The following is a 24,271-nucleotide window of genomic DNA, read 5'->3' on the forward strand; positions in this document are numbered from 1 at the left end:
CTTTACCGGAGACCACGTCCATGGAAACGAAAATGCTCGATGTGCATGTTCCGCTTCCGCTTGCAGAAAGGCTGGATGCCCTGGCATTCGCTCTGGGGTTGCCGCGCGACGAGATCGTCGCCGAGGCCATTGCCACCTGGATCGATCAGGAGGAGCACCGCCGCCTCGTCGCGCTGCGCACGATCGCCGCCGCCAACACCATGATGGTCGTCGAAACTCACCGCGTGATCGATTGGGCCGACAGCCTTTGAGCGGATAGGACGCAAACGCGCTCAGGCCTTCAGCACCGTCGGCAAGCTGCAAGCCACCCTCAGAATTCAAGAGGCCCTCTCCGCTTTCGCAGGGAGGGCCTCTTTCATCTTATTCCGCAGCCTCTTCCGCTTCGTCGGCGTGATCGGAGAGGAAGCCGCCGGACTGGCGGTTCCAGAGATCGGCATAGATACCGCCTGCCTCGATCAGTTCGCTGTGCGAGCCGGCCTCGATGATCCGGCCCTTGTCGAGCACGATCAGCCGGTCCATCTCCGTCAGCGTCGACAGCCGGTGGGCGATGGCGATCACCGTCTTGCCCTCCATCAAGGCGAAGAGGTTCTCCTGGATCGCCGCCTCGACTTCCGAATCGAGCGCCGAGGTCGCCTCGTCGAGCACGAGGATCGGCGCGTCCTTCAGGAAGACGCGGGCGATCGTGACACGCTGCCGCTGGCCGCCGGAGAGCTTGACGCCGCGTTCGCCGACTTGCGCGTCGAGCCCTGCGCGGCCCTGCATGTCGACGAGGCCTTCGATGAACTCCCAGGCATTGGCGCGTTTGGCGGCCTCGATCACCTCGTCGTCCGTTGCTTCGGGACGACCATAGGCGATGTTGTCGCGGATCGAGCGATGCAACAGCGAGGTGTCCTGCGTCACCACGCCGATCAGCGAACGCAGGCTTTCCTGCGAGACGCCGGCGATGTCCTGCCCGTCGATGGTGATGCGGCCGGCCTCCAGGTCGTAGAAGCGCAGCAACAGGTTCATCAGCGTCGTCTTGCCGGCGCCGGAGCGACCGACCAGGCCGACCTTCTCGCCCGCCTTGATGTCGAGCGACAGGTTGTCGATGACGCCCTTACTCTTGCCATAGTGGAAGCGGATGCGATCATAGTGGATCGCACCCTTCTTCGCCGTCAGGGTGGGTGCGCCCGGCTTGTCGACGATGTCGTGCTGTTTGCTCATCATCTCCATGCCGTCATAGACCGTGCCGATATTCTCGAACAGCGCCGAGACTTCCCACATGATCCATTGCGACATGCCGTTGACGCGCATGGCAAGACCAATGGCGATGGCGATGGCGCCGACCGAGATCGCTCCGTTCAGCCAGAACCAGATCGACAGGCCCGAGATGACGAAGAGCGCAACGCAGTTGTTCAGATAGACGCTGATGTGGAAAAGCGTCACCTTGCGCATCTGCTTGTGTACGGTCTGCAGGAACTCGTCCATGCCCTCCTTGGCATAGACCTCCTCGCGGCCCGCATGCGAAAACAGCTTGACCGTCGCGATATTCGTATAGCTGTCGACCACGCGGCCCGTCATCATCGAACGCGCATCCGCCTGCGCCGCCGCGATCTTGCGAAGCCGCGGCACGAAATAGGCGACGATGCTGATATAGACCGCGAGCCAGACGAGGATCGGGATCATTAGCCGCCAGTCCGCCGCCGCAATCACGATGATCATCGTCAGGAAGTAGGTGACGACATAGACGAAGACGTCGAGGATCTTCATCACCGTTTCGCGTACGGCAAGCGAGGTCTGCATCACCTTGGTGGCGACACGCCCGGCAAACTCGTTGGCGAAGAACGACATGCTGTGGCGCAGCAGGAAGCGGTGCATCTGCCAGCGTGCGATCATCGGATAATTGCCGAGCATCATCTGATGCATGATGAGAGAATCGAGCCCGGCCGTCAGCGGCAGGCCGACCAGCACCAGCGCCGCCATCCAGAAAAGCTTGTGGCCTTCTCTCTCCAGGAACGTGGCGCGGTCGGCATTGGTCAGCCAGTCGACGATGTCGCCGAGGAACTGGAAGAGCGCCACTTCGCCGATAGCGATCAGCGCGGTCAGCACGGCCATCAAGCCGAGCCAGGGCGCAGCCGGCTTGCTGTAATGCCAGCAAAAGGCAAAGAGACCTTTCGGCGGGGCGACAGGATCCTCGCTTGGAAAGGGATTGAGTCGCTGTTCGAACCAGCCAAACATGAAATTGCTCCGAAACGTCAGCGTTCCGGCTCCCGGCTTCGCGCCATCCCAGCGCTATGCAAGCACATATGGGAACCGAACGTTCAAGGGGCGAGGCTGAGACAGCCGCACAATGGATCAAAAAAGGAAATTCAGGGAAGAAACCCGCACTATCGGCGGAAAATCGCACCGCTTGGCATCACGGCCGGGAGGCGCACATACAGCAAAATATTCATTCTGGCGCTCCTTGCTGGCGATTGAAGATATGCACCGATAACGCGAAAACGAGGAATTTTCCAGCCCTGTTGTGCCAAAAATTTCATCTCTTCGGGTCAAAACGCGCCCTGTTGCGCCGAAATCACAGTTGCATTAGGCCTTGAGCGGCGAAAGCGGAAAACGGCGCATCATGACTTCACTCAGACTGGCACTCTATCAGCCGGATATTCCCGGCAATACCGGCACTATCCTGCGTCTTGCCGCCTGCCTTGGCTTCGCGGTCGATCTAATTGAACCCGCCGGCTTCGACATCTCCGACCGCAACCTGAAACGGGCCGGCATGGACTATATCGCCACCGCCGCCCTCACCCGCCATGTCAGCTGGGACCGCTTCGAGGCGTGGCGTCTGACCACCGGCCGCCGCCTGATCCTCGCCTCGACCAAGGCTGCGGAGCGCTACACCGATTTTGCCTTCCGCCCGGACGATGTCCTGCTCTTCGGCCGCGAAAGCGCCGGCGTGCCGGATCAGGTTCATGAAGCAGCCGATGCAGGCATCCTGATCCCGATGGTCGACGGCCAGCGCTCGATCAACGTCGCTGTTTCGGCCGCGATGATCGTCGGCGAGGCGATGCGCCAAACCGTCTGGGCCTGACAAAAGCGGGCGCCGGCGGAGCAAAGCCCGCGGAATTGCCGATCCACTCCAGAATATGTCGCAGAATAGCGTTGTCTATCCGTCAAACCGGCGTATATTTATTAGCCGAGCAATCAAAAATTCAGTATTGGCCTCCACGATTCCAATAAGTTGGAATGACCAAACCGCACTTCTCGATATCTGTGAAAGAAGAATAAAAACAACAAAATGGACTCTACAATCATCATGATCAACCTGTTCGGCGCCGTGGCTCTGCTGCTGTTCGGCCTCGCGCAGGTGAAAGATGGCGTGTCCAGGGCCTTCGGCGCCCGCCTGAGAACAGGTCTGGCGACCGGCACACGCGGCGGTCTTCGTTCTTTCCTGTCAGGCCTTGTCGCGACCATCGCGCTGCAGAGTTCCACGGCAACAGCGCTGATGACCGCCTCCTTCGTCGAGCGTGACCTGATCAAGCCGCGCATGGCGCAGATTGTCCTGCTCGGCGCCAATGTCGGCACCGCGATCACCGCCTGGATCGTCGCCACCGGCATCGAATGGCTCTCTCCTCTTCTGATTCTTGTTGGCATGGTGCTTTACCGCGGCCGTTCAAGCACCAGCCAGGGCGGCGGCACAGCGCTGATCGGCATCGGGCTGATGCTGTTGTCGCTGCACCTCCTTGGCCTTGCGACGGAACCGATGCGCGCCTCTCCCGCCCTTGCCGCCTTCATCGGCCTGCTGGACAGCGCCCTGCCCGTGGCAATGATCGTCTCGGCAGCACTTGCCTTCGCGTCCTCGTCGAGCCTTGCAGTGGTGGTGCTCATCCTGTCGCTCGCCTCGGCCGGCATGGTCTCCGCCGAACTCGTCATCGTGCTCGTGCTCGGCGCCAATCTCGGCGGCGCAATACCGCCCGTCGTCGCGACATTGTCCGGCCCGGTCTCGGCTCGGCGCGTCACCCTCGGCAATCTCACCGTCCGCGCGCTTGGCTGCCTCATCGCCCTGCCGCTGGCGGGATATGGCGCGGAACTCATCCAAATGCTGCCCTTCGGTCCTGCCAAGCTGCCGGTCGACGCGCATCTTGCCTTCAACCTTCTGCTGGCGGCGCTGGCCTGGCCATTCTCCCGGCCGCTCGCCGCCCTGATGGCCCGGCTAGTGCCGGATCAGGCCGAGCCTGACAGCGCCCCAAAATATCTGGATGCGCAGGAGCTTTCGACGCCGGTCGTGGCCCTCGCCAGCGCTACCCGCGAAGTGCTCGGCGTCGGCGACTTGATCGAGCGCATGCTGATCCGGGTCTCCGAAGCCTTCGAGCGTAACGACGCATCCAAGCTTGCCGAGATATCCGCCCTCGAAGAGCGCGTCGACCGGCTGCAGCAGGCGGTGAAGGTCTATCTCTCGAAGCTCGGCCGCGAGGGTCTCAGCGACGAGAATGCCCGCCGCTCGATCGTCGTCATCGATTATGCGATCAACCTCGAACATATGGGCGATATCATCGAGAAGGGCTTGCTGGAACAGGTGGCGAAGAAGATCTCCCTTGGCCTGAAATTTTCAGAGGATGGTCATCAGGAACTGCGCAAGCTGTTCGATCTGACGATCGATAATCTGCGCGTCGCCCAGACGATCTTCGTCACCCGTGATTTCAATCTCGCGCGCCAGATGATGGAGGTAAAGGTCGAGGTGCGCCGGATGGAAAAACAGTCTGCCGAGCGTCACCTCGAACGCCTGCGCGACGGCCGCGCCGACAGCCTGCAGACGAGTTCGCTGCATCTCGACATGTTGCGCGACCTGAAGCGCATCAACGCCCACATCGTCTCGGTGGCACATCCGATCATGGATGAAAACGGCCTGCTGATCGAAAGCCGCGTGCGGGCGACTGCGAAGTGACGGTCAGTCTGCCGAAGGCAGTCGGCGCATGGTGAATTCGATCTGGTCGCCGTCGAGCTGGCGCCAGCTTTCCACCTCGGTCCAGTAAGCGGCTTTCGGATATTCGTCGAACCATTCGCGCGCCTTGGCGCGTGCGTCCATGAGGCCGAGGCAATATGTCTCACGCACGAAATGGTCTTTCTTGCTCGGGGGATTTTCCGCCCGATGTCTCGCTATCCTGCGCTTCAGGCCGTCGAAGGACGGAGGCCCTGGAACTTTTTTCATCAAACTACCTCCTCGGAAAAAGGTAATATCGAAATTCTCGATTTGCGAGTCGAATCTTGGAAGCGCCGGGTGCTTGCCTCGGCTTGGCGAGATGCGGCACCAACTGCTAATCATGGCGTGCAATGAAGAATGAGCGAGTCGCCTCCCAAAGAGATGTCGACCGTCGGAGGCGTAAATGGAAAGACCGGAACTGCCGATCGGCTTGCCTGACGATATCGAAGACAAGAAGGCTGCCGCCCGCAATTGGTTCGAGGGATTGCGCGATACGATCTGCGCTTCCTTCGAGGCCCTCGAGGACGAGTTGGAAGGGCCGCTCTCCGACCAGGAGCCCGGCCGCTTCGCCGCCAAGGACTGGTCACGCGAAAACGGTGCCGGCGGCGGTGGCCGGATGTCGATGATGGAAGGTCGTGTCTTCGAAAAAGTCGGCGTCCATACCTCCACCGTCTACGGCGAATTCGCCCCGGATTTCCGCGCCCAGATACCCGGCGCCAAGGACGATCCGCGTTTCTGGGCCTCGGGCATCTCGTTGATCGCCCATCCCGTCAACCCCAACGTTCCGGCCGTGCATATGAACACCCGCATGGTCGTCACCACCAGCCGCTGGTTCGGCGGCGGCGCCGACCTGACGCCGGTGCTGTCGCGCCGCCGCACGCAGGAGGACGAGGATAGCCAGCTCTTTCACAAGGCCATGGATATCGCCTGCCGCAATCATTCCGTCGCCGATTACGATGCCTATAAGGCCTGGTGCGACGAATATTTCTTCCTGAAACACCGCAACGAAGCCCGCGGCATCGGCGGCATCTTCTACGACTGGCTGCATTCAAGCGAGGAAGCCGGCGGCTGGGACGCCGATTTCGCCTTCACCCGCGATGTCGGCCGAGCCTTCGCCATGGTCTATCCGAAAATCGTCCGCTCCAACTTCAACAAGTTGTGGACAGAGGCCGATCGCGACGAACAATTGATCCGCCGTGGCCGCTACGTCGAATTCAATCTGCTGTATGATCGTGGCACGATCTTCGGCCTGAAAACCGGCGGCAACGTTGAATCCATTCTCTCATCGTTGCCCCCCGTCGTACGTTGGCCATGAGACTGTGATATCTCATCGATAAATTCGAGTTGTAGACCTTCACGAAAATTCAGCGCGTCCTAACTTTATATGTCTGTGCGTAACAATCGGAGGAGGATTGTCATGACGATACAAAGTGGCTTGCCTACGTCCACGGATGTCCAGGAAACATCCCGCACGATCGACACGTCCGAGTTTCTGACGCGCATCGCGGAGAAACTGCGGGCCAAGAGCGGCTCGGATCTGCCGCTGTCCTGCTTCATCGAGCAGGTCAAGCTGCAACTGGCCGGCGGGAAATCGCCGGAACAGCTGCAGAACGAAGCCGCGGCCGCCAACAGCAACATGCCCGGCCACCTCTTGGATACCTACAAAGCCTGGGCGATGCCCGACTGACACGGCCTTTACTGGCCGGCATGTCGATTGCCGGCCGGAACCTTCCCTCCCCCCGCACATTCATAAATCGCGTAAGATCGCGATCGTCGTTGTGTTTCGAACAGAGGAGAAGACCATGCGACTTTTCGAATGCGGCACTCTCGTTCCGGGCTGCGCCTGGCATACACGGGCAGATAGCGACGCCGAGGTGGTCCGCCGTGCCGTCGAGCACCTGAAAAATGCTCACGGCGAGACCATAATCCGCGAGAACATGGTGGATAATATCAAGGCTCGCATTCGCGACGAAGCGACCGCCGCCTGATTATTGCACGCGTTCCTGCAGCCGGGCGAGCAGCGCCGCCCGGTCGGAAACGAAATTTTCCTCCACCCATTGGTCTTCCAGGCCGGCGAGCAGCTCGCCGACGCGCGGGCCGGACGCCACTCCTGCCGAAATCACGTCGCCGCCATTCAGCGGAAACCGAGGCTTCTGCCATTGCACTGCCCTGTCCAGCAGCTTGATGAGCCGCGCCGACCGCGCCATTTCGTCGAAATCGCCTTCAGCCTTGCCGCGTGCAACAGCAAGCGCCAGCTTCAGCCGTGTCATGATGCCGTCGGCGCCGTTGCGGTAAAGCAGCCGTTCGAAGGCCGCCGGTGACATGTCGTCATTAACAGGCGCTGCCATGGTCCAGGCCTTGAGAGTGGCCGCTTCCGCATTCGAGAGCTTGAGCCGGGCGGCAAGCGCCTCCATACGCGCCGCATCGGGCGGCACGATCGCCGCAAGACGCAGCAGCGGATCGGGCGTCCAGCCGAGCGCCTTTTCGGTGGCGATCAGCGAGGGGATCGCATCGATCCCCCATCGTTCGGTTTCCGGCAGGATTTCCGTCAGCACGGCCACCTGCCGCATCCACAGCAGAGCGCGGCCGGGATCGTCGGCACCAAGCAGCTTTCGCAGTTCAGACCAGACGCGTTCTGCCGAAAGTGTCGTCAGTTTCGAACGCGCGAGGGAACATGCCTTCAGCCCCTCGGCATCCGGCCGCCCGGAACCGTAATAGGCAAAGAAGCGGAAGAAGCGCAGGATGCGCAGATGATCCTCGGCAATACGCCTTGCGGCATCGCCGATGAAGCGGATGGTGCGCGTCTCGATATCAGCAAGTCCGCCGACAAGATCCACCACCTCGCCCCCCGCATCGGCATAAAGCGCGTTGATCGTCAGATCCCGCCGTTCGGCATCTGCCTTCCAGTCGGTGCTGAAGGCAACCTTGGCATGGCGCCCGTCGGTCTCGACGTCGGTGCGAAGGGTCGTCACCTCGAAGGGCTTGCCGTCGATGACGAGCGTCACAGTGCCGTGCTCGAGGCCGGTTGGGACTGCCTTGATGCCAGCCGCCGCCGCCCGCTCCATCACCGCCTCCGGTGTGAGTGTCGTGGCGATGTCGACATCATTGACCGGCAGGCCCATCAGGCTGTTGCGCACCGCACCGCCGACCACCCGAGCTTCCCCGCCATCGGCGTTGAGAAGCGCTAAGATCCGGCCAAGCGCCGGGTCGCGGAACCATGCTTGGTCGGCGATGCCGGTCATGCATAAAGCCTTTCATAAAGCGTGCGGACGATGCCGGCAGTGATGCCCCAGATCATTCTGGTTTCATAAGGCACGCGGTAGAAATGCCGGTCGATGCCGTCGATGACACGTCTGTCGCGGGTGTGATTGGCAGGATCCATCAGGAAGGAAAGCGGCACATCGAACACGTCGTCCACTTCGGTCGGGTTCAGCGTCAGCGCAAAACCCGGGGAGACGACGCCGAGCACCGGCGTAATGCGAAAGCCCGTCGAGGCAAGATAATTCGGCAGCCGCCCGACGGTTTCGACGAAGGAACCGGCCAGGCCGATCTCCTCCTCCGTCTCACGGATCGCCGCCATTTCGGGCGAGATATCGGCGGGATCGATCGAGCCGCCGGGAAAGGCGATCTGCCCGGAATGTTTGCGCAGCGTCGTCGTTCGCTTGGTGAAGATCACATGCGCCTCCTCGCCGTCGTCGACGACGGGCACGAGCACGGCGGCGTCGCGCAGCTTGAAGGTCTCGACTTCGGCGACGATATCGGGGTTGAGGATGTGGTCCCCGTGATCGCGCCAGGCATGATCGACCGGCCCACCATTCTGGTTGAGCGCACGGCGGCGGAATTCGGCTGCGGAAAACAGCGGGTAGCGGTGGGTGATCGCATCATTCATCGGCAAAGTGCATCCAGTTCATCGGCCGGCATCATCGCAAAGACCTCTCCGGCGGAGCGGACGGCGAACATCGCCTGTCCCTCGACCTCGAGCGTCTCGCCGAGCGCCACCAGTTCATACATCACTGCACGCGACACCAACGCCTCCAACCGCCCGCGCACATGCAGATAGGGTTTCAGTTCGGCATTCTCGCCCGCAATGGCAAAGCGCAGCCGATGCTCTCCTCCCGCCTCCACGACATCGCCGACATTGGTGCGGAAGGTCAGCACCTGTTGGTCCTGCCCCTCCGTCACGCTCATCTCCACGGCGATGAAAGGAGCATCGATGACCCTTATCCCGACTTTTTCCACAGGAGTTACGAGATAGGTCTTCTGGTCGTCGTCTTTTCTTAAAACCGTCGAGAACAGCCGCACCAGCGCCGGTCGGCCGATCGGCGTGCCCATGTAGAACCAGGTGCCGTCGGCCCGGATTTCCATGTCGATATCGCCGCAGAAAGGCGGATTCCATCGCTCGACCGGCGGTAATCCTCGTTTTTTACCGGCATTTTCCTGAGACGCGCGCGAAATCAGTGCGGCAAGTCCCGCCGCATCCGCCTGTCCGCTGATTTCCTCGGCTGCCATTCTTCCGTCCCGGTTTGTCCTTAACGAAGTAAAGTCACGAGATAGTCATTCGCAACGAACTTGTCAGCCCGTCACATCTCCATAACTCTATCGGGTATGAGGCACATGTATAAGTCCGCCGATTCGCTGCCGAATGATTTCAGCCGTTGGAGATACGCATGGGTATGATGAAGACCGAAGCCAGCCTCGATGAAAAGGCGATCGTCGCCGCCGCCGAAAAGGCGCTCTCCGATATCGCCGCCATCCGCGGGGAAGTCTCGAAAGTGATCTTCGGTCAGGAAAGCGTCGTCGAGAACACCATTCTCGCTGTGCTGTCAGGTGGTCATGCCTTGCTCGTTGGCGTTCCCGGCCTCGCCAAGACCAGACTGGTGACGACGCTCGGCGAGGTGCTCGGCCTTGCCGCCAACCGCATCCAGTTCACGCCGGATCTGATGCCCTCTGATATTCTCGGCTCCGAGGTGATGGACCAGGACGACAGTGGACGCCGCTCCTTCCGTTTCGTCAAGGGCCCTGTCTTTGCCCAACTCCTGATGGCCGACGAGATCAACCGCGCCTCGCCGCGTACCCAGTCGGCCCTTCTGCAATCCATGCAGGAATATCACATCACGATCGCCGGCCAGCGCTATGACCTGCCGGCGCCTTTCCATGTGCTCGCCACCCAGAACCCGCTCGAGCAGGAAGGCACCTATCCTCTGCCCGAAGCCCAGCTCGACCGCTTCCTGCTGCAGGTCGACGTCCACTACCCCGAACTCGCCGCTGAGCGCCAGATCCTGCTCGAGACGACGGGCCTGGGCGAAACCCGGCCGGAAGCCATCATCGATGCCCAGCGGCTGATCGAGATCCAGACTCTGGTGCGCCAGATGCCGGTGAGCGATACGGTCGTTGATGCCATCCTGGCGCTGGTGCGTTCCGCCCGCCCAGGACAGGGCAATGCCTCGACCGACAAGAACGTCGCCTGGGGTCCAGGCCCGCGCGCCGGCCAGGCGATGATGCTCTGCGCGCGTGCCCGCGCGCTCTACGAAGGCCGTCTCGCACCGTCTCTGGACGATATCTTCGCGCTCGCCGAACCCATTCTCCAGCACCGCATGGCGCTGACTTTCGCCGCTCGCGCCGAAGGCATGTCGGTGCGCGATGTCATCGCCGGACTGGTCAAGCAGGCAAAGGGATAAGGAAGCCGGACGCGTGGCATCTATCGGACAGATCGTCAATCCGACACCCGGCAGCGATGCCCTTTCCCGCGCCAGGCAGCGGGCCGCCCTGGTGCCGGACTGCCTGGTGGAAGCCAAGCGCATCGCCAACACGGTGATTGCCGGCTGGCATGGCCGTCGCAAGCGTGGCATCGGCGAGAATTTCTGGCAGTTCCGTCCCTATGCCGAGGGAGAGAGCCTGTCGCGCATCGATTGGCGCCGCTCCGCCCGCGACGATCATACCTATGTGCGCGAGCGCGAATGGGAGGCAGCGCACACGATCTGGCTCTGGTGCGACATGTCGCCCTCGATGATGTACAAGTCGAGCTATGGCAGCGTCTCCAAGGAAAGCCGCGCGCTGGTCATCATGCTGGCGCTTGCCGAAATCCTCGCCCGCTCCGGCGAGCGCATCGGTTGTCCCGGCATCATGGAGCCCGCCTCCGCCCGCAACGCCTCCGAACGCCTCGCAGCCGCGCTCATGCACACGCCGCTGACCGGCGGCCTGCCGGAAACGTCGATGATCCGCGGCTGGAGCGACCTCGTCCTTATCGGCGATTTCCTCGACGATGCGCCGGCAATCATGGAACGGCTCGGCCCGCTTGCCCGCCGCGGCTTGCGCGGCCACGTGGTCGAGATTTCAGATCCCGCCGAAGAGATATTCCCCTATAACGGCCGCACCGAATTCACTGATCCGGAGAGCGGCGCCAAACTTATCTCCGGCCGCGCCGAACATATCCGCGAGGCCTATCGCAACGCCTACCTCGCCCGCAGGGAGAGCCTCGGCCAGTCGTTGCGCCATCTCGGCTGGACTTTCGCGAGCCACCGCACCGATCATCTTGCGTCGGAGGCGCTGGTCGCGGTCCACATGTATCTGTCCGGCATGCCGGCCAAGGCAACGCATGGAGGGCAGCTATGAACGCCCTTCCCTTCGCTTTCGCCTATCCCGCCATTCTCGGCGCGCTCCTTGCCTTGCCCGTCATCTGGTGGCTGCTGCGGCTGACGCCGCCACGTCCGAAGACCGAAGTCTTTCCGCCGCTGAAAATTCTAGCCTCCGTGCTGAAGCGCGAGGAGACGCCGGCGCAAAGCCCGTGGTGGCTGACGCTGCTGCGCATGCTGCTCGCTGCCGCCATCATCCTTGCGATCGCCGATCCGGTTTTCAATCCACGCACCAGTTCGCTAGCATCAGGTGGCCCGCTCGTCCTTTTCGTCGACAACAGCTGGGCAGCGGCACCCGACTGGGAGCGCCGCATCCAGACCGCCGACGCATTGATAGACGATGCCGAATCCGCCGGCACGCCAGTGTCGATCGCCTTCACCGCCGATCCGACCAACGACGCCGTGCCCGGCACAGCCGCGAGCGCCCGCGACAAGCTGCGCGCCGCCGAGCCGCGACCGCTGGTACCGGACCGCGAACGCGCCTTCCAGGCGCTGCGCGCCGCGCTGAACGGCATCAAGCCCGGTACCCTCGCCTTCCTGACCGACGGCGCCGCCGCCAAGCCCGACGACGCGACGGTGCGCAGGCTCGCCGAACTCCAACCCGCCGATCTGCGTCTGATCGAGGGCGATGCCGCGCGGACAGTCGCTATCACCACGGCCAACAATGCGGCTGATGCCATGACCGTCAAGGTCACGCGGCTCAACAGTTCGCAGGCCGCATCGGTAGCGCTGAACGCCGTCGATACCCAGGGCCGCTCGATCGCCAATGGCAGGGCGGATTTCCGCCCCGGCCAGAGCGTCGCGACGAGTTCGATCACCGCCCCCTTCGAGATGCGCAACGATTTCGCGCGCGTCAGCGTCGACAATGGCGCGACGGCAGGCGCCGTCCACCTTCTCGACGACGCATTCAAGCGCCGCCGCGTCGTCCTGCTGTCAGGTGAAGGAGGCGACGAGTTCCAGCCGCTGCTCTCGCCGCTCTATTATATCCAGCGGGCGCTGCAACCCTATGCGGATCTGATCCAGCCTGCAGATTCCGACCTTTCGGTCGCAATACCAAAACTTCTCGCCAGCAATCCCTCCATCATCATCATGGCCGATATCGGCCGGCTGCCGGAGGAGACCTACGAGCCTTTGACGCGCTGGATATCGAATGGCGGCATGCTCCTGCGTTTTGCCGGCCCGCGCATGGCGGCAGCCCCTGCGGACGATCCGCTGATCCCTGTCATCCTGCGTCAGGGAGAACGGGCGCTGGGTGGCACCTTGTCCTGGAGCGAGCCGCAGTCGCTGGCCGAATTTCCGAGTATCGGGCCTTTCGCCGGCATAGCGCGTCCCGTCGATGTCGTCGTCAAGCGGCAAGTGCTTGCCGAACCGACACCCGATCTTGCCGAACGCACCTGGGCAAGCCTGGCTGACGGCACGCCGCTCGTCACGATGAAGCAGATCGCCTCCGGCCAGATCGTCCTGTTTCACGTCACCGCGGAAGCGACCTGGTCCGATCTGCCGATCTCAGGCACTTTCGTCGACATGCTGCGTCACCTCCTGCAGATATCGCGCTCGGGCGGCGTGACACCGGAGGCGCGCGGCAATGCGCGTGTCTCCGAAACCCTGCCGCCATTCCGCATGCTGACGGCCAAGGGCACGCTCGTCTCCGAGACGGGATCGGCGCGGCCGCTCATTCCACAGGCCGGAGTCGAACCGACGGCGAATTTCGACAACCCACCCGGGCTCTACGGTTCGGAGGATGGTTTCACCTCCCTGAACGTGCTGCCCGAGAACGCCGAACTGAAACCGCTCGACACAACAGGAACCAATGCCGTGCGCGAAGGCCTGATCGGCGGCGAAAGCTGGTCGGCAAAACCCGCACTCTTTCTCGCAGCCTTTCTGCTGCTCTTGGCCGATAGCCTGATCGTCCTCTTCATGAATGGCGCATTCTCGCGATTGCGCCCGGCTGTCCGCACCGCCGCGATGATCGCGGTCGCCGTCGGCGCCGGCTTTCTCATCCAACCCGGCACGCTTCACGCCGACGACTCCCAGCCCGGCGACGACCTCATCCTGCAGAGACTTGATAACACGCACCTCGCCTATGTCGTCACCGGCGAACAGGACGTGGACAATATATCCGAGCGCGGCCTCGAGGGACTGACCCAGTTCCTGACTTTTCGCACGACGCTGGAGCCGGCGCCGCCCGTCGGCATCGACCTCACCAAAGACGAGCTCTCCTTCTATCCGATCATCTACTGGCCGGTTTCGGCAACGGCGCCGATGCCGTCGACGGCGGCGATCAGCCGTATCGATGCCTATATGCGCAATGGCGGCACCGTGCTTTTCGATACGCGCGATCAGATCAGCGCATTGGACAATGGCGGCAATGTCAGCGCCAACGGTGAGAGGCTGCAGGCAATCCTCGCCAATCTCGACATTCCGCCGCTCGAGCCGGTACCATCAGATCACGTGCTGACGAAATCCTTCTATCTCCTGTCGAGCTTTCCCGGTCGTTATGCCGGCAGCCCTCTCTGGATCGAGGCCCGGCAAGGCGGTCAGGGGCCGAGCGAAAAATCGGCGGCGACGGCCGACGGCGTTTCGCCGATCCTGATCACCGGCAATGATTTCGCCGGCGCCTGGGCGATCGACGAAAACGGCGTACCGATACTGCCGACCGTACCGTCGGATGAAACGCAGCGCGAATATGCCTACCGTTCCGGCGTCAACATCATGATGTACATGCTGACCGGCAACTACAAGACCGACCAGGTCCATGTTCCCGACCTCCTCGAACGGTTAGGACAATGAGATGACATTCGACTTTTCGCCCTTCCTGCCCTGGTCGGTTCTGGCTGCATTGGCTGTCGTCAGCACGATCATCGCCGCCTTCGCCATCTGGCGCGGCATTCGAGGCGCCTGGATCAGAACGCTGGCAGCACTCGCCATGCTGACCGCGCTTGCCAATCCTGTGCTGCTGCAGGAAGATCGGGATCAGTTGTCGACGATCGTTCCCGTTCTTGTCGATCGAAGCCAGAGCCAGCAGACGCCCGATCGCGTCAAGATGACCGACGATGCGCTTGCGGCCTTGAAGGGACAGCTTGCCCGCTTCCCCCAGATTGAACCCCGCTTCGTTGATGTCGAAGGCGACGTCAATTCCGACGTGCCGTCCACGCGCCTGTTCGACGCGCTGTCGGCCAACATTGCCGATGTCCCGCCCGCCCGTATCGGTGGCGCCATCATGCTGACCGACGGTGAAGTCCATGATGTTCCGGGCGCCAATCAGGCGCTCGGTTTCGACGCGCCGATCCATGGCCTCGTAACCGGCAAGGCCAACGAATTCGATCGCCGCATCGAAGTCATCAAGGGACCGCGTTTCGGCATCGTCAACGAAGAGCAGCAGGTGATCTTGCGCGTCTTCGACGACGGCCCGAGCCCCGGCGGCACAGCCGATGTCACGGTAAAGCTGAATGGTGACGAGATCGCCACCCTGCAGGCGACACCCGGGCAGGATACGCCCTTCTCCTTCAAGGTGCCGGGTGGCGGCAGCAATGTGCTCGAATTCTCGGTCGCAGCACTTCCCGGCGAAGTCACCACTGCCAACAACCGCGCTGTCCACGTCATCGACGGCATCCGCCAGAATCTCCGCGTCCTGCTCGTCTCCGGCGAGCCGCATGCCGGCGAGCGCGCCTGGCGCAACCTGCTGAAATCCGATGCCTCGGTCGATCTCGTCCACTTCACCATCCTGCGTCCGCCGGAAAAGCAGGACGGCACGCCGATCAACGAGCTGTCGCTGATCGCCTTTCCGACGCGCGAGCTCTTCGTCGACAAGATCAAGGATTTCGACCTGATCATCTTCGATCGCTACCAGCACCGCGGCGTGCTGCCGCTGCTCTATTACGATTACATCGCGCAATATGTCGACAATGGCGGCGCGCTGCTGATCGCCGCCGGTCCCGAACACGCCGGCCCCGATTCCATTGCACTGACGCCGCTTTCCTCGGTTCTGCCCGCAACGCCCACCGGAGAGATGATCGAAAAGGCCTTCTATCCCCGCCTCTCCGAGGAAGGCCGCAAACATCCCGTCACGCGCGGTCTGGACGGTTCGGGCGAGGATCCGCCGCATTGGGGCCGCTGGTTCCGCAGCGTCGATGTCGACCGGCCGCAGGGCGAGACGATCATGCTCGGCGCCGACAACCATCCGCTACTGGTGCTGAACCGAGCCGGCCAGGGCCGCGTCGCCATGCTGCTTTCCGATCAGGGCTGGCTCTGGGCGCGCGGCTTCGAAGGCGGCGGTCCGAACGTTTCGCTCTATCGCCGTATCGCCCATTGGCTGATGAAGGAGCCGGCGCTCGAGGAAGAAGCGCTGACGGCGCGCGCCTCCGGCCGGACCCTTGAAGTCACCCGCCAGACGATCGGCGACAATCCCGGCAATGCCACCGTGCGTTATCCTTCCGGCAAGACCGAAACCCTGCCGCTCACCCAGTCCGAACCGGGACTTTACAAGGCCGAGAAGAGGATGGACGAAATCGGCCTCTTCGAAATCCGCAACGGCCGGCTGTCGACGCTTGTCCATATCGGCGCTGTCGACGCACCGGAATTCAAGGCGATGATCTCGACGACCGATGTACTGCAGCCGGTCGCCGACAGAAGCAAGGGTCTCGTCGCCCGCGTCTCCAACGCAAATGGCGCGATCTCCGTGCCGCCGATCCTGCCGGTGCGCGGCCAGGTCCGCGTCTCCGACAACGATCGCATGATGATCCGCATGACCAACGAGACGGTCTTGAAGGGCATCAACACGCTGCCGCTCTTTGCCGGTTTCGCCGGCGTCGGCATCCTGCTGCTCGCCTTCGGCGCCATGTGGTGGCGCGAAGGGCGCTGATCTCATGCCGGAATTTCGAGCTCACCTCGTCGCCCTCGCCGGAGGAATTGGCGGTGATCACCGATGCGCTGTCGGGCCTTCAACACCAGCGATGTCGGCCCTTGGATCGCCGCCCGCTCGCCGTCCTCATCCGCGATACCGACGGCAAGGTGACCCGGCCGTACGCACAGCTTCCTCCGGAAAAGTCTCTAGCGGGCTGTGCAAGATCATTCGCGCCAGGCGATCGTGCCCTTCAGCCGCGCGTGCACGCCCTCGGCGATCGGAACGACGAGCACACGACCGGGATCGACCGGGCCTGGAAAAGACAGCGCGTTGTAGGCCACCTTCTCGAAGCCGAGCGGGCCGTAATAGGGTGGATCGCCGACGAGGATGACGGCTTCCGAGCCCTTGCGTCTTGCCGCCTCCACGGCAATCCGCACCAGTTCCCGGCCGATGCCTTTGTTCTTGTGGGAGGGGCGGACGGCGAGCGGGCCGAGCAGATGTCCCTTCACCGTGCCGGCCAGCACCGGCGTCATGCGCACGGAGGCGATCGTCTCACCATTATCGGTGCAGATGAAGGAGAGCGACAGATCATGCGGTCCCTGCTCACGGATGCGCGCGGCAGCGCGCGTGAAGCGGCCGGGACCGAAGGCTTCTTCGTTGATGTGTTCGATGGCGGCGTCATGAGACGCGTCTTCGGTGAGGTAGACGAGATCGTGCTTGTACATGATGACAGAAACCGGATGGACAGATTGATGGGTCTCGAACACGCCTTGGGCGTTCGGGAGCATCAGCGTCGTCGCGGGTTTCTGGAAATGAACATCAAGCAGGGGTCCGAAAATCGTGAAAAGGCCGATAGCAGGAAAAATTTCCAACGTCCAACGCAAAATGCGCGACGTGACGCACTGTTCAATCTTTGCCGCCTGTAAAGCCCTGCCATCTGCGATATCTTCCGTTTCAACACGCAATCAAGGAAATGAACACCATGGGAATGCTGGTGGACGGCGTCTGGCATGACGCCTGGTACGACACGAAGGAGAGTAAGGGCCATTTCAAGCGGCAGCCCTCACAGTTCCGCAACTGGGTGACATCGGACGGTGAGGCCGGCCCTTCCGGCAGCGGCGGCTTCAAGGCCGAGTCCGGGCGTTACCATCTCTATGTCTCGCTCGCCTGCCCCTGGGCGCACCGCACGCTGATCTTCCGCAAGCTGAAGAAGCTCGAAGAGCTGATCTCGGTTTCCGTCGTCGATCCGCTGATGCTCGAGAACGGCTGGGAGTTCAAGGTCGGCGACGGCGCCACCGGCGACCACCTCTTCGCCGCGTCCGCGCTTTGGCAGATCTACGTCAAAGCCGATCCGCACTATTCCGGCCGTGTCACCGTTCCCGTGCTCTGGGACAAGAAGACCGGCACGATCGTCAACAACGAATCCGCCGAGATCATCCGCATGTTCAACGGTGCCTTCGACGGGCTGACCGGCTCGACAGCCGATTTCTATCCCGAGGACCTTCGCTCCGAAATCGATGCGCTGAACGCCACCGTCTACGACACCGTCAATAACGGCGTCTACAAGGCGGGCTTTGCCACCACCCAGGAGGCCTATGCCGAAAACGTCGACACACTGTTCGAAACACTCGACATGCTCGACGAACGCCTCGGCAAGGGCCGCTACCTCTTCGGCAACCGTCAGACCGAGGCCGACTGGCGCCTGTTCACCACGCTAGTGCGCTTCGACGCCGTCTATGTCGGCCATTTCAAGTGCAACATCCGCCGCATCGCCGACTACCGCAACCTGCCCGGCTATCTCAGCGACCTCTACCAGACGGCAGGCGTTGCCGAGACGGTGAACCTCAATCACATCAAGCAGCACTATTACCGCAGCCACAAGACGATCAATCCGACCGGCATCGTTCCCATCGGCCCAGCACTCGATCTCGACAGTCCGCACGGCCGCGCTACAGCGCCGCGCGTCTTTTCAGACGCGCAAAGGACTCTGTAGCAGTTTGAATGGCTGCCTGAGGTTCACCAGCGGTGGGCGGGCTCCTGCTCGCCGCGAAGCTCGGCGAGACGGCGATGCGTCGCCTTCGTCGTGCCCTCGGGCAGGCTGTCGAGGGAAAAAAAGCCGCTGTCGGATATCTCCCAGTCCGGCGGCCGCGGCGCCGTCTGCTCGACGGTCGCGCGGTAGAAGACGACATGGTCGCGCTTTGTGGTCGTGGTATTGAAATAGACCTGGAACAGCTGCGGCTTGCCGATGATCCTGAGGTTGCCTTCCTCGCGCAATTCCTTGATGAGCGCTTCCTCGACCGTCTCGTTGCGCTCCAGCCCGCCGCCCGGCATGTGCCAGCCGCCGATATAGCTGTGGCGGACGAGAAAGATGCGCCCGTCTGCATCGAAACAGGCAGCCCGCACGCCCACGGTCATGCTGCGGACGAAGCTGAAATAGACATGCAGCAGGCGCAACGCCAGCCTCATGTGAAGGGGCCGGTTCTCTTTATCCACCATCGCTCCGTTTCAGCTCTTCATCGCGCCGGATGTGTTTGATTTGTCAATAAGCTGGTCTATGTCTCGTAGCATGTTCAAGCTCGCGCATATCTCCGACGTCCACCTCGGGCCGTTGCCCAGTCTTTCCATTCAGGAGCTGTTTTCAAAACGCATAACAGGCTTTGTGAACTGGCATCGAAATCGACGCAAGCACCTTTTCGGCAGCACGCTGGATCTGCTGCTCGACGACATCCGCGCCCATCAGGCCGATCACCTGGCCGTCACCGGCGACCTCGTCAATCTGGCGAGCGGCATCGAGATCCGCTCGGCCGCCGCCTGGCTGCGCGAGCTCGGTGATCCCGCAGACACGTCGGTCGTTCCCGGCAATCACGATGCCTATGTGCCCGGCTCTTACGAGAAGTCGATGCGCGCCTGGTACGATTATGTCCGCGGCGATCTCGCTCCGCCGCAATGGCAGGACGACCGCCATATCTTTCCTTACCTGCGCGTTCGCGGCAAAGTCGCGATTGTCGGCTGTTCGACGGCGGTCGCCACTCCGCCCTTCGCCGCCTCTGGCTTTTTCGGCGCGCGACAGGCCCGCGATACCGTCAACATACTGCGTGCGGCTGGCGAAGCCGGTCTCTTCCGCGTCGTCATGATCCATCACCCGCCGATCCGCGGCGCCACGGCCTTCTACAAACGGATGATCGGCATCCGCCGCTTCGCTGCCGTGATTTCGACGGGCGGCGCCGAACTCGTGCTGCACGGCCATACGCACCTGAACACGCTGCATTGGCTGCGTGGCCAGATGCAGCCAGTACCGGTCGTCGGCATCGCCTCTGCCTCGCAGGGACCGGGCAGCATCAAGCCGCCCGCCGCCTACAACCTCTTCTCCATCGACGGCTCTCCCGGCGCTTGGGAGCTCAGCGGCGAGCGCTTCAGCCTCAACAGGGCCGGCGACGCGGTGATGCCGGAAAGCGCCGATATTTTCGCGCCTTAACGTCATCTCCGGCCTCTTTTTGTGCAGCAGTTGAATCGATCCGCGAGGACATCAAGCCACCGTCGCAACATTTGCCATGGAGGTTGCTTACCCTCTTGGTATTTTTAGTGGTAAGCGTACAATCCGAGCAACTGCATTGCTTGAGAACGGAGCGCGCCGATGACTTTTTCTTTCCGCCACCTGTCCCGACTTTCGCTCGCCGCCGGCTTTGCCTTCGGCATCGCCACGGCCGCTTTCGCGGCCGGCGACAGCAATGATGATACCAATCCGCCGCCGAAGACCCAGACGACCAAGACCTGCACCGGCGGCAAGGTCTGGGACAAGACCAAGAAGGAATGCGTCAACCCGAAGAAGAGCAGCTTCAACGACGACGATCTCTATCAGTTCGCCCGCGAGTTTGCCTATGCCGGCCAGTATGACAACGCCATCACCGTTCTCAATCTCGCTCGCAACCAGAACGACCCGCGCGTCCTGAACTATCTCGGCTACGCCAACCGCAAGGCCGGCCGCATGGAACTCGGCATGTCCTACTACCGCAAGGCGCTGCAGGCGGACGAGAATTATATCCTCGCCCGCTCCTATATGGGCATGGCGCTGGTCGAACAGGGAGACATCCAGGGCGCTCGCGTCCAGCTTGTCGAAATCCGTGATCGTGGCGGCGAAGGCACCTGGGCCTATCGCTCCCTGCTGGAAAGCTTGAACGGCTACAAAACATATTGACGCAAGCTTTGCAGGCCATAATACGAAAATCCCTTGGGAAAGAGGGATGAAGACGACCGGATGCTTGCGAAGTGCAGGAGACTTGTTTCATAAAGCACATGCATCGACGGCGTCGATAAAGTCGGTTTCGCGCCCGACGGCGAACCCTTCGTCCGCGAAACCATTGTGAATGCTTCTTGGATAGACAATGCGTCAGCCCGCAACGACCATCGATCTCCGGCGTGATCTCGTCGGCCTCCTGCCCCGCCTTCGCCGCTTCGCGATCACGCTCGCGGGTGAGGTTGCCGTGGCCGATGAACTCGTTCAGGCCGTCTGTCAGCGCGCCATCTCCAAAGGTCATCAATGGAGCGGCGAAGGCCGGCTGGAAAGCTGGATCTACACGCTTGCCCGCCAGCAATGGACCGACGACAACCGCAAGCGCAAGCCGAAGGCTTCCGTCCGCGGCAACGTCACCGATATTCGCGAGGCCGCGCGCGAACGCTCGGCCGCGGTCGATCCCGACACCATCCATCACATGATTTCCGATATGCCGGATGGCGTTTCCAGCATGTTCCTGCTGGTCGACGTCGAAGGTCACAGCTACCAGCAGGCGGCCGACATCATGGGCATTCCGGTGGCAAACGTCGTTTCGCAGCTCGCTACCGCGAGGCTGCATTTCGCCGGGCTTGCCGGCACCCACCCGATCCACAGGTTCTGAATTTGCTCGATCTTAGGAAATTGCCGCTCGAGGCCCAGCTCACCGCCCTTCTCGACGGCGAAGTCTCGCCCGAACAGCGGCACGAACTGGAGCAGCGTCTGGCAAGCGACGAGAATGCACGCAGGCTACATGAGAAGCTGCGCCACGGGGCTGATTTCGGCCGCCGCCGCCTCGACGATATCCTGAAGGAGCCGGTACCGCTCGCCCTCGTCCGCTCGATCAAGAGCACGCAGCCGCCGAAGACGCCGATCGCCCAGCGCGCCACGCGCCCGCAAGTGAAACTGGCGCCGAGCGGCCCGCAGGCGCTGGCCGCTGCCCTGATCCTCTTTGTCGTCGGTTGCGGTATCGGCTATTTCGTCGGCACCGCGCCGGATGCCGACGAGATTGCCAGCACGGCTACCACCAATACGGCACCGGCCAATACCAACGACTGGCTGGGCGACGTCACCGCCTATCAGCGCCTGCTGATCCGCCAACCCCGTCATCTCGTCGAAGTGCCCGCCTCGCAGGCCGAGGAAATCTCCAGCTGGCTGACGACGGCGATCGGCGTGCCCTTCCGCGTGCCGGATTTGAGCGCCGAAGCCTGGACCTTCCAGGGTGCCCGCGTCATCCTCGGCGACAGCCGCCCTGTCGGACAGCTCGTCTATTCTAATTCCGATGGCGACATCATCTCCATTTGCTTCCGCAAGGACGCGCAGCCGCCGGAGACCGACGACTTCAAGGAAACGATCAAGGACGAGATCGGCCTCGTGACCTGGCACAATGCCGGCACCTCCTACGTACTCGCCGGCCCCTCCGCCGAAGCAACGCTCGGCCAGCTTGCCATGGAGATCGCCACCGCGATCTGATTCCGCCTATCGTATGTGGCGAATGGTGAGCGTGCCGCGAAGCTGAAACGGTTTTATGGCAAAATCGACCATCAGCACCAGCCGCCCCCTCATCCGCCTGCCGGCACCTTCTCCCCGAGGGGAGAAGAGACGTGTGGCAACGTCTCGGCTCCTCAAAGCGTCTGTAGTAGAAGGCATAGCGAAAGGCCTGCTCCCTCTTCTCCCCTCGGGGAGAAGGTGCCCGTAGGGCAGATGAGGGGGCCACACGGCACGCCTTTATTGCTCCTGCTCAGGGAAGACGCAACGAAGCCAACCTATTCGTCAGGCCGCACCGACACCGGTCGCGGCCTGATTCGTTCCCGGATCAGGCTTTGCCGGCCTTCACCTCGAGCACGCGGTTGGCGGCCGAGACGATCGCTTCCAGCGACGCCGCGACGATGTTGGTATTGATGCCGGCGCCGAAGAGTTTGCCGCCGGGATAGGAAGTCTCGACATAGGAGATCGCCGCCGCGTTCGAGCCATGCTGGAGCGAATGCTCGGAATAGTCTTCGACCGACATCTCGATGCCGAGATAATGCGACAGCGCATTGATGAAGCCGTCGATCGGGCCGTTGCCGCGCCCTTCGATGCGCTTGATCTCCCCATTGTCGGTGATCTCGGCTGCGACGATCCGCTGGCCCTTGTGCTCGGTGTCGGGATAGGTGTGATGGTCAACAAAGCGCAGGCGCCCTTCCGGCTGCGTCACGTAGCGCTCGATGAAGCGGTCGTAGATGCGCCGCGACGGAAGCTCCTTGCCCTCTACGTCGGTGATGCGCTGGATATCCTCGCGGAATTCCACCTGCAGGTTACGCGGCAGGTTCAGCCCGTAATCCTGCTGCAGGATATAGGCGATGCCGCCCTTGCCGGACTGAGAGTTGATGCGGATGATCGCCTCGTAGGAACGACCGACATCGCGCGGATCGATCGGCAGGTAGGGGACCTCCCACACGGGATGGTTGGCGACCTGGGCAGCCTTCATGCCCTTGTTGATCGCATCCTGATGTGAGCCGGAGAAGGCGGTATAGACCAGCTCACCGACATAGGGGTGACGCTCGGCAATCGCCATCTGGTTCGAATATTCGAACACTTCCTTGATGTGCTCGATGTTCGAGCAGTCGATGCCGGGATCAACACCTTGCGTGAACATGTTGAGCGCCATCGTCACCACGTCGACATTGCCGGTGCGCTCGCCATTGCCGAAGAGCGTGCCTTCGACGCGGTCGGCGCCCGCCAGCAGGGCTAGTTCGGCGGCGGCTATACCGGTGCCGCGATCGTTGTGCGGATGCAGCGAAACGATCAGGTTCTCGCGATTGTCGAGGTTGCGGCACATCCATTCGATCTGGTCGGCATAGACGTTCGGCGTCGCCATCTCGACGGTGGACGGCAGGTTGATGATCAGCTTGTTATCGGGCGTCGGCTTGACGACCTCGATGACGGCGTTGCAGATCTCCAGCGCCACATCGAGTTCCGTGCCGGTAAAGCTCTCCGGGGAATATTCGAAACGGTAACCGCCGCCAGCCTTCGTGGCCATATCGGTGATCATCTTGGCGGCATCGACGGCGATCTGCTTGATGCCCTGCACATCCTTGGCGAAGACGACGCGACGCTGCAGCTCGCTGGTGGAGTTGTAGAAATGCACGATCGGCCGGTTTGCGCCTTCCAGCGCTTCGAAGGTGCGGGTGATGAGTTCCGGGCGGCACTGCACCAATACCTGCAGGGAGACGTCGTCGGGAACGTTGCCCTCCTCCACGCACCAGCGGGCAAAGTCGAAATCGGTCTGCGAAGCCGAGGGGAAACCGATCTCGATTTCCTTGAAGCCCATCTCGATCAGAAGATGGAACATGCGCGCCTTGCGATCGTGGCCCATCGGGTCGACGAGCGCCTGGTTGCCGTCGCGCAGGTCGACCGAGCACCAGACCGGTGCCTTGGTAATGGTCTTCGTCGGCCATGTGCGGTCGGGAATGTTCACCTGCGGATAGGCCCGGTATTTCACCGCGGCGTCGGGCATGCCTTTTGCGGATGCCATCTTATTCTGGGAGGATTGCGTCTTCGCGTCCATCGTATCGTCTCCTCGTCCCGGCATT

23 protein-coding genes and 1 pseudogene are annotated in these 24,271 nt (G+C 62.2%); 16 read left to right on the forward strand and 8 right to left on the reverse strand.

What is annotated here, in order from left to right; all coding sequences use genetic code 11:
- Positions 1-20 precede the first annotated feature (20 nt).
- A complete protein-coding gene (locus G9X68_RS21920) occupies positions 21-251 on the forward strand; it encodes a CopG family ribbon-helix-helix protein (protein ID WP_168310631.1) in 231 nt (76 codons plus the stop codon).
- A gap of 109 nt (positions 252-360) precedes the next feature.
- Here the strand turns inward: G9X68_RS21920 and G9X68_RS21925 are convergent, their stop codons facing one another.
- A complete protein-coding gene (locus G9X68_RS21925) occupies positions 361-2,217 on the reverse strand; it encodes an ABC transporter ATP-binding protein (protein WP_171604208.1) in 1,857 nt (618 codons plus the stop codon).
- A 385-nt stretch (positions 2,218-2,602) separates the two neighbouring features.
- On the opposite strand from G9X68_RS21925, the gene G9X68_RS21930 reads away from it, so the two are divergent.
- A complete protein-coding gene (locus tag G9X68_RS21930) occupies positions 2,603-3,064 on the forward strand; it encodes a tRNA (cytidine(34)-2'-O)-methyltransferase (RefSeq protein WP_171604209.1) in 462 nt (153 codons plus the stop codon).
- Between the two features lie 207 nt (positions 3,065-3,271).
- Positions 3,272-4,918 carry a Na/Pi cotransporter family protein gene (locus G9X68_RS21935; protein ID WP_171604210.1) on the forward strand — a complete coding sequence of 549 codons (1,647 nt, stop codon included), beginning with the start codon at positions 3,272-3,274 and terminating at the stop codon, positions 4,916-4,918.
- A 3-nt stretch (positions 4,919-4,921) separates the two neighbouring features.
- Here the strand turns inward: G9X68_RS21935 and G9X68_RS21940 are convergent, their stop codons facing one another.
- Entirely contained in the window at positions 4,922-5,182 is a 261-nt protein-coding gene (locus G9X68_RS21940) for a hypothetical protein (protein ID WP_003541775.1), read from the reverse strand.
- 175 nt (positions 5,183-5,357) lie between these two features.
- Between G9X68_RS21940 and hemF the strand changes: the two genes are divergently transcribed.
- The 3 genes from hemF (at position 5,358) to G9X68_RS21955 (ending at position 6,942) form a co-directional block, all read left to right on the forward strand.
- A complete protein-coding gene (gene hemF / locus G9X68_RS21945) occupies positions 5,358-6,269 on the forward strand; it encodes an oxygen-dependent coproporphyrinogen oxidase (RefSeq protein WP_171604211.1) in 912 nt (303 codons plus the stop codon).
- 102 nt (positions 6,270-6,371) lie between these two features.
- Positions 6,372-6,641 carry a hypothetical protein gene (locus G9X68_RS21950; RefSeq protein ID WP_171604212.1) on the forward strand — a complete coding sequence of 90 codons (270 nt, stop codon included), beginning with the start codon at positions 6,372-6,374 and terminating at the stop codon, positions 6,639-6,641.
- A gap of 115 nt (positions 6,642-6,756) precedes the next feature.
- On the forward strand, positions 6,757-6,942 hold the full coding sequence (locus G9X68_RS21955; RefSeq protein ID WP_171604213.1) for a DUF1059 domain-containing protein: 186 nt from the start codon (positions 6,757-6,759) through the stop codon (positions 6,940-6,942).
- Here G9X68_RS21955 and G9X68_RS21960 read toward each other — a convergent pair whose 3' ends face one another.
- The 3 genes from G9X68_RS21960 to G9X68_RS21970 are packed head-to-tail and all read right to left on the reverse strand — an operon-like array spanning position 6,943 to position 9,463.
- Complete coding sequence (locus tag G9X68_RS21960; RefSeq protein WP_171604214.1) at positions 6,943-8,196, reverse strand: CCA tRNA nucleotidyltransferase; 1,254 nt, start codon at positions 8,194-8,196, stop codon at positions 6,943-6,945. It abuts the gene before it with no gap.
- The gene (locus G9X68_RS21965) at positions 8,193-8,843 is read right to left on the reverse strand and encodes a CoA pyrophosphatase (RefSeq protein WP_171604215.1); all 651 of its coding nucleotides are present in this window, start codon (positions 8,841-8,843) and stop codon (positions 8,193-8,195) included. The genes G9X68_RS21960 and G9X68_RS21965 overlap by 4 nt, the downstream gene beginning before the upstream one ends.
- Complete coding sequence (locus G9X68_RS21970; protein ID WP_171604216.1) at positions 8,840-9,463, reverse strand: DUF1285 domain-containing protein; 624 nt, start codon at positions 9,461-9,463, stop codon at positions 8,840-8,842. Before G9X68_RS21970 ends, G9X68_RS21965 begins: the two co-directional genes overlap by 4 nt.
- A gap of 158 nt (positions 9,464-9,621) precedes the next feature.
- Here G9X68_RS21970 and G9X68_RS21975 point away from each other — a divergent pair, with 158 nt between their 5' ends.
- From G9X68_RS21975 to G9X68_RS32055, 5 genes and pseudogenes are all read left to right on the forward strand, one after another.
- Complete coding sequence (locus tag G9X68_RS21975) at positions 9,622-10,632, forward strand: AAA family ATPase (RefSeq protein WP_129419697.1); 1,011 nt, start codon at positions 9,622-9,624, stop codon at positions 10,630-10,632.
- Between the two features lie 13 nt (positions 10,633-10,645).
- A complete protein-coding gene (locus G9X68_RS21980; protein WP_171604217.1) occupies positions 10,646-11,566 on the forward strand; it encodes a DUF58 domain-containing protein in 921 nt (306 codons plus the stop codon).
- On the forward strand, positions 11,563-14,376 hold the full coding sequence (locus G9X68_RS21985) for a DUF4159 domain-containing protein (RefSeq protein WP_171604218.1): 2,814 nt from the start codon (positions 11,563-11,565) through the stop codon (positions 14,374-14,376). Before G9X68_RS21980 ends, G9X68_RS21985 begins: the two co-directional genes overlap by 4 nt.
- A 1-nt stretch (position 14,377) precedes the next feature.
- Positions 14,378-16,447, forward strand: coding sequence for a hypothetical protein (locus tag G9X68_RS21990; protein ID WP_171604219.1), 2,070 nt, complete (start codon positions 14,378-14,380; stop codon positions 16,445-16,447).
- A pseudogene (locus G9X68_RS32055) lies at positions 16,447-16,602 on the forward strand (GNAT family N-acetyltransferase); the annotation flags it as partial. The gene G9X68_RS21990 and the pseudogene G9X68_RS32055, both read left to right, overlap by 1 nt.
- A gap of 51 nt (positions 16,603-16,653) precedes the next feature.
- Here the strand turns inward: G9X68_RS32055 and G9X68_RS21995 are convergent.
- Positions 16,654-17,217, reverse strand: coding sequence for a GNAT family N-acetyltransferase (locus G9X68_RS21995; protein ID WP_003541792.1), 564 nt, complete (start codon positions 17,215-17,217; stop codon positions 16,654-16,656).
- A gap of 194 nt (positions 17,218-17,411) precedes the next feature.
- On the opposite strand from G9X68_RS21995, the gene G9X68_RS22000 reads away from it, so the two are divergent.
- Positions 17,412-18,422 carry a glutathione S-transferase family protein gene (locus G9X68_RS22000; RefSeq protein WP_171604220.1) on the forward strand — a complete coding sequence of 337 codons (1,011 nt, stop codon included), beginning with the start codon at positions 17,412-17,414 and terminating at the stop codon, positions 18,420-18,422.
- Between the two features lie 23 nt (positions 18,423-18,445).
- On the opposite strand, the gene G9X68_RS22005 is transcribed toward G9X68_RS22000, so the two are convergent.
- Positions 18,446-18,925 (reverse strand): NUDIX domain-containing protein, encoded by a 480-nt coding sequence (locus G9X68_RS22005; RefSeq protein ID WP_171604221.1) that lies wholly within the window; start codon positions 18,923-18,925, stop codon positions 18,446-18,448.
- A 70-nt stretch (positions 18,926-18,995) separates the two neighbouring features.
- Between G9X68_RS22005 and G9X68_RS22010 the strand changes: the two genes are divergently transcribed.
- The 4 genes from G9X68_RS22010 (at position 18,996) to G9X68_RS22025 (ending at position 22,169) form a co-directional block, all read left to right on the forward strand.
- Positions 18,996-19,904: a metallophosphoesterase family protein gene (locus G9X68_RS22010; protein ID WP_171604359.1), complete on the forward strand. Its 909-nt coding sequence runs from the start codon at positions 18,996-18,998 to the stop codon at positions 19,902-19,904.
- Between the two features lie 159 nt (positions 19,905-20,063).
- Complete coding sequence (locus G9X68_RS22015; protein WP_171604222.1) at positions 20,064-20,624, forward strand: tetratricopeptide repeat protein; 561 nt, start codon at positions 20,064-20,066, stop codon at positions 20,622-20,624.
- A 187-nt stretch (positions 20,625-20,811) separates the two neighbouring features.
- On the forward strand, positions 20,812-21,321 hold the full coding sequence (locus G9X68_RS22020) for an RNA polymerase sigma factor (protein ID WP_003541801.1): 510 nt from the start codon (positions 20,812-20,814) through the stop codon (positions 21,319-21,321).
- Between the two features lie 2 nt (positions 21,322-21,323).
- A complete protein-coding gene (locus G9X68_RS22025; protein ID WP_168310613.1) occupies positions 21,324-22,169 on the forward strand; it encodes an anti-sigma factor family protein in 846 nt (281 codons plus the stop codon).
- A gap of 343 nt (positions 22,170-22,512) precedes the next feature.
- On the opposite strand, the gene leuA is transcribed toward G9X68_RS22025, so the two are convergent.
- On the reverse strand, positions 22,513-24,246 hold the full coding sequence (gene leuA, locus G9X68_RS22030) for a 2-isopropylmalate synthase (RefSeq protein ID WP_171604223.1): 1,734 nt from the start codon (positions 24,244-24,246) through the stop codon (positions 22,513-22,515).
- Positions 24,247-24,271 lie beyond the last annotated feature (25 nt).

It is taken from the genome of Rhizobium changzhiense (genome assembly GCF_013087625.1).
GTDB lineage: Bacteria > Pseudomonadota > Alphaproteobacteria > Rhizobiales > Rhizobiaceae > Rhizobium > Rhizobium sophorae.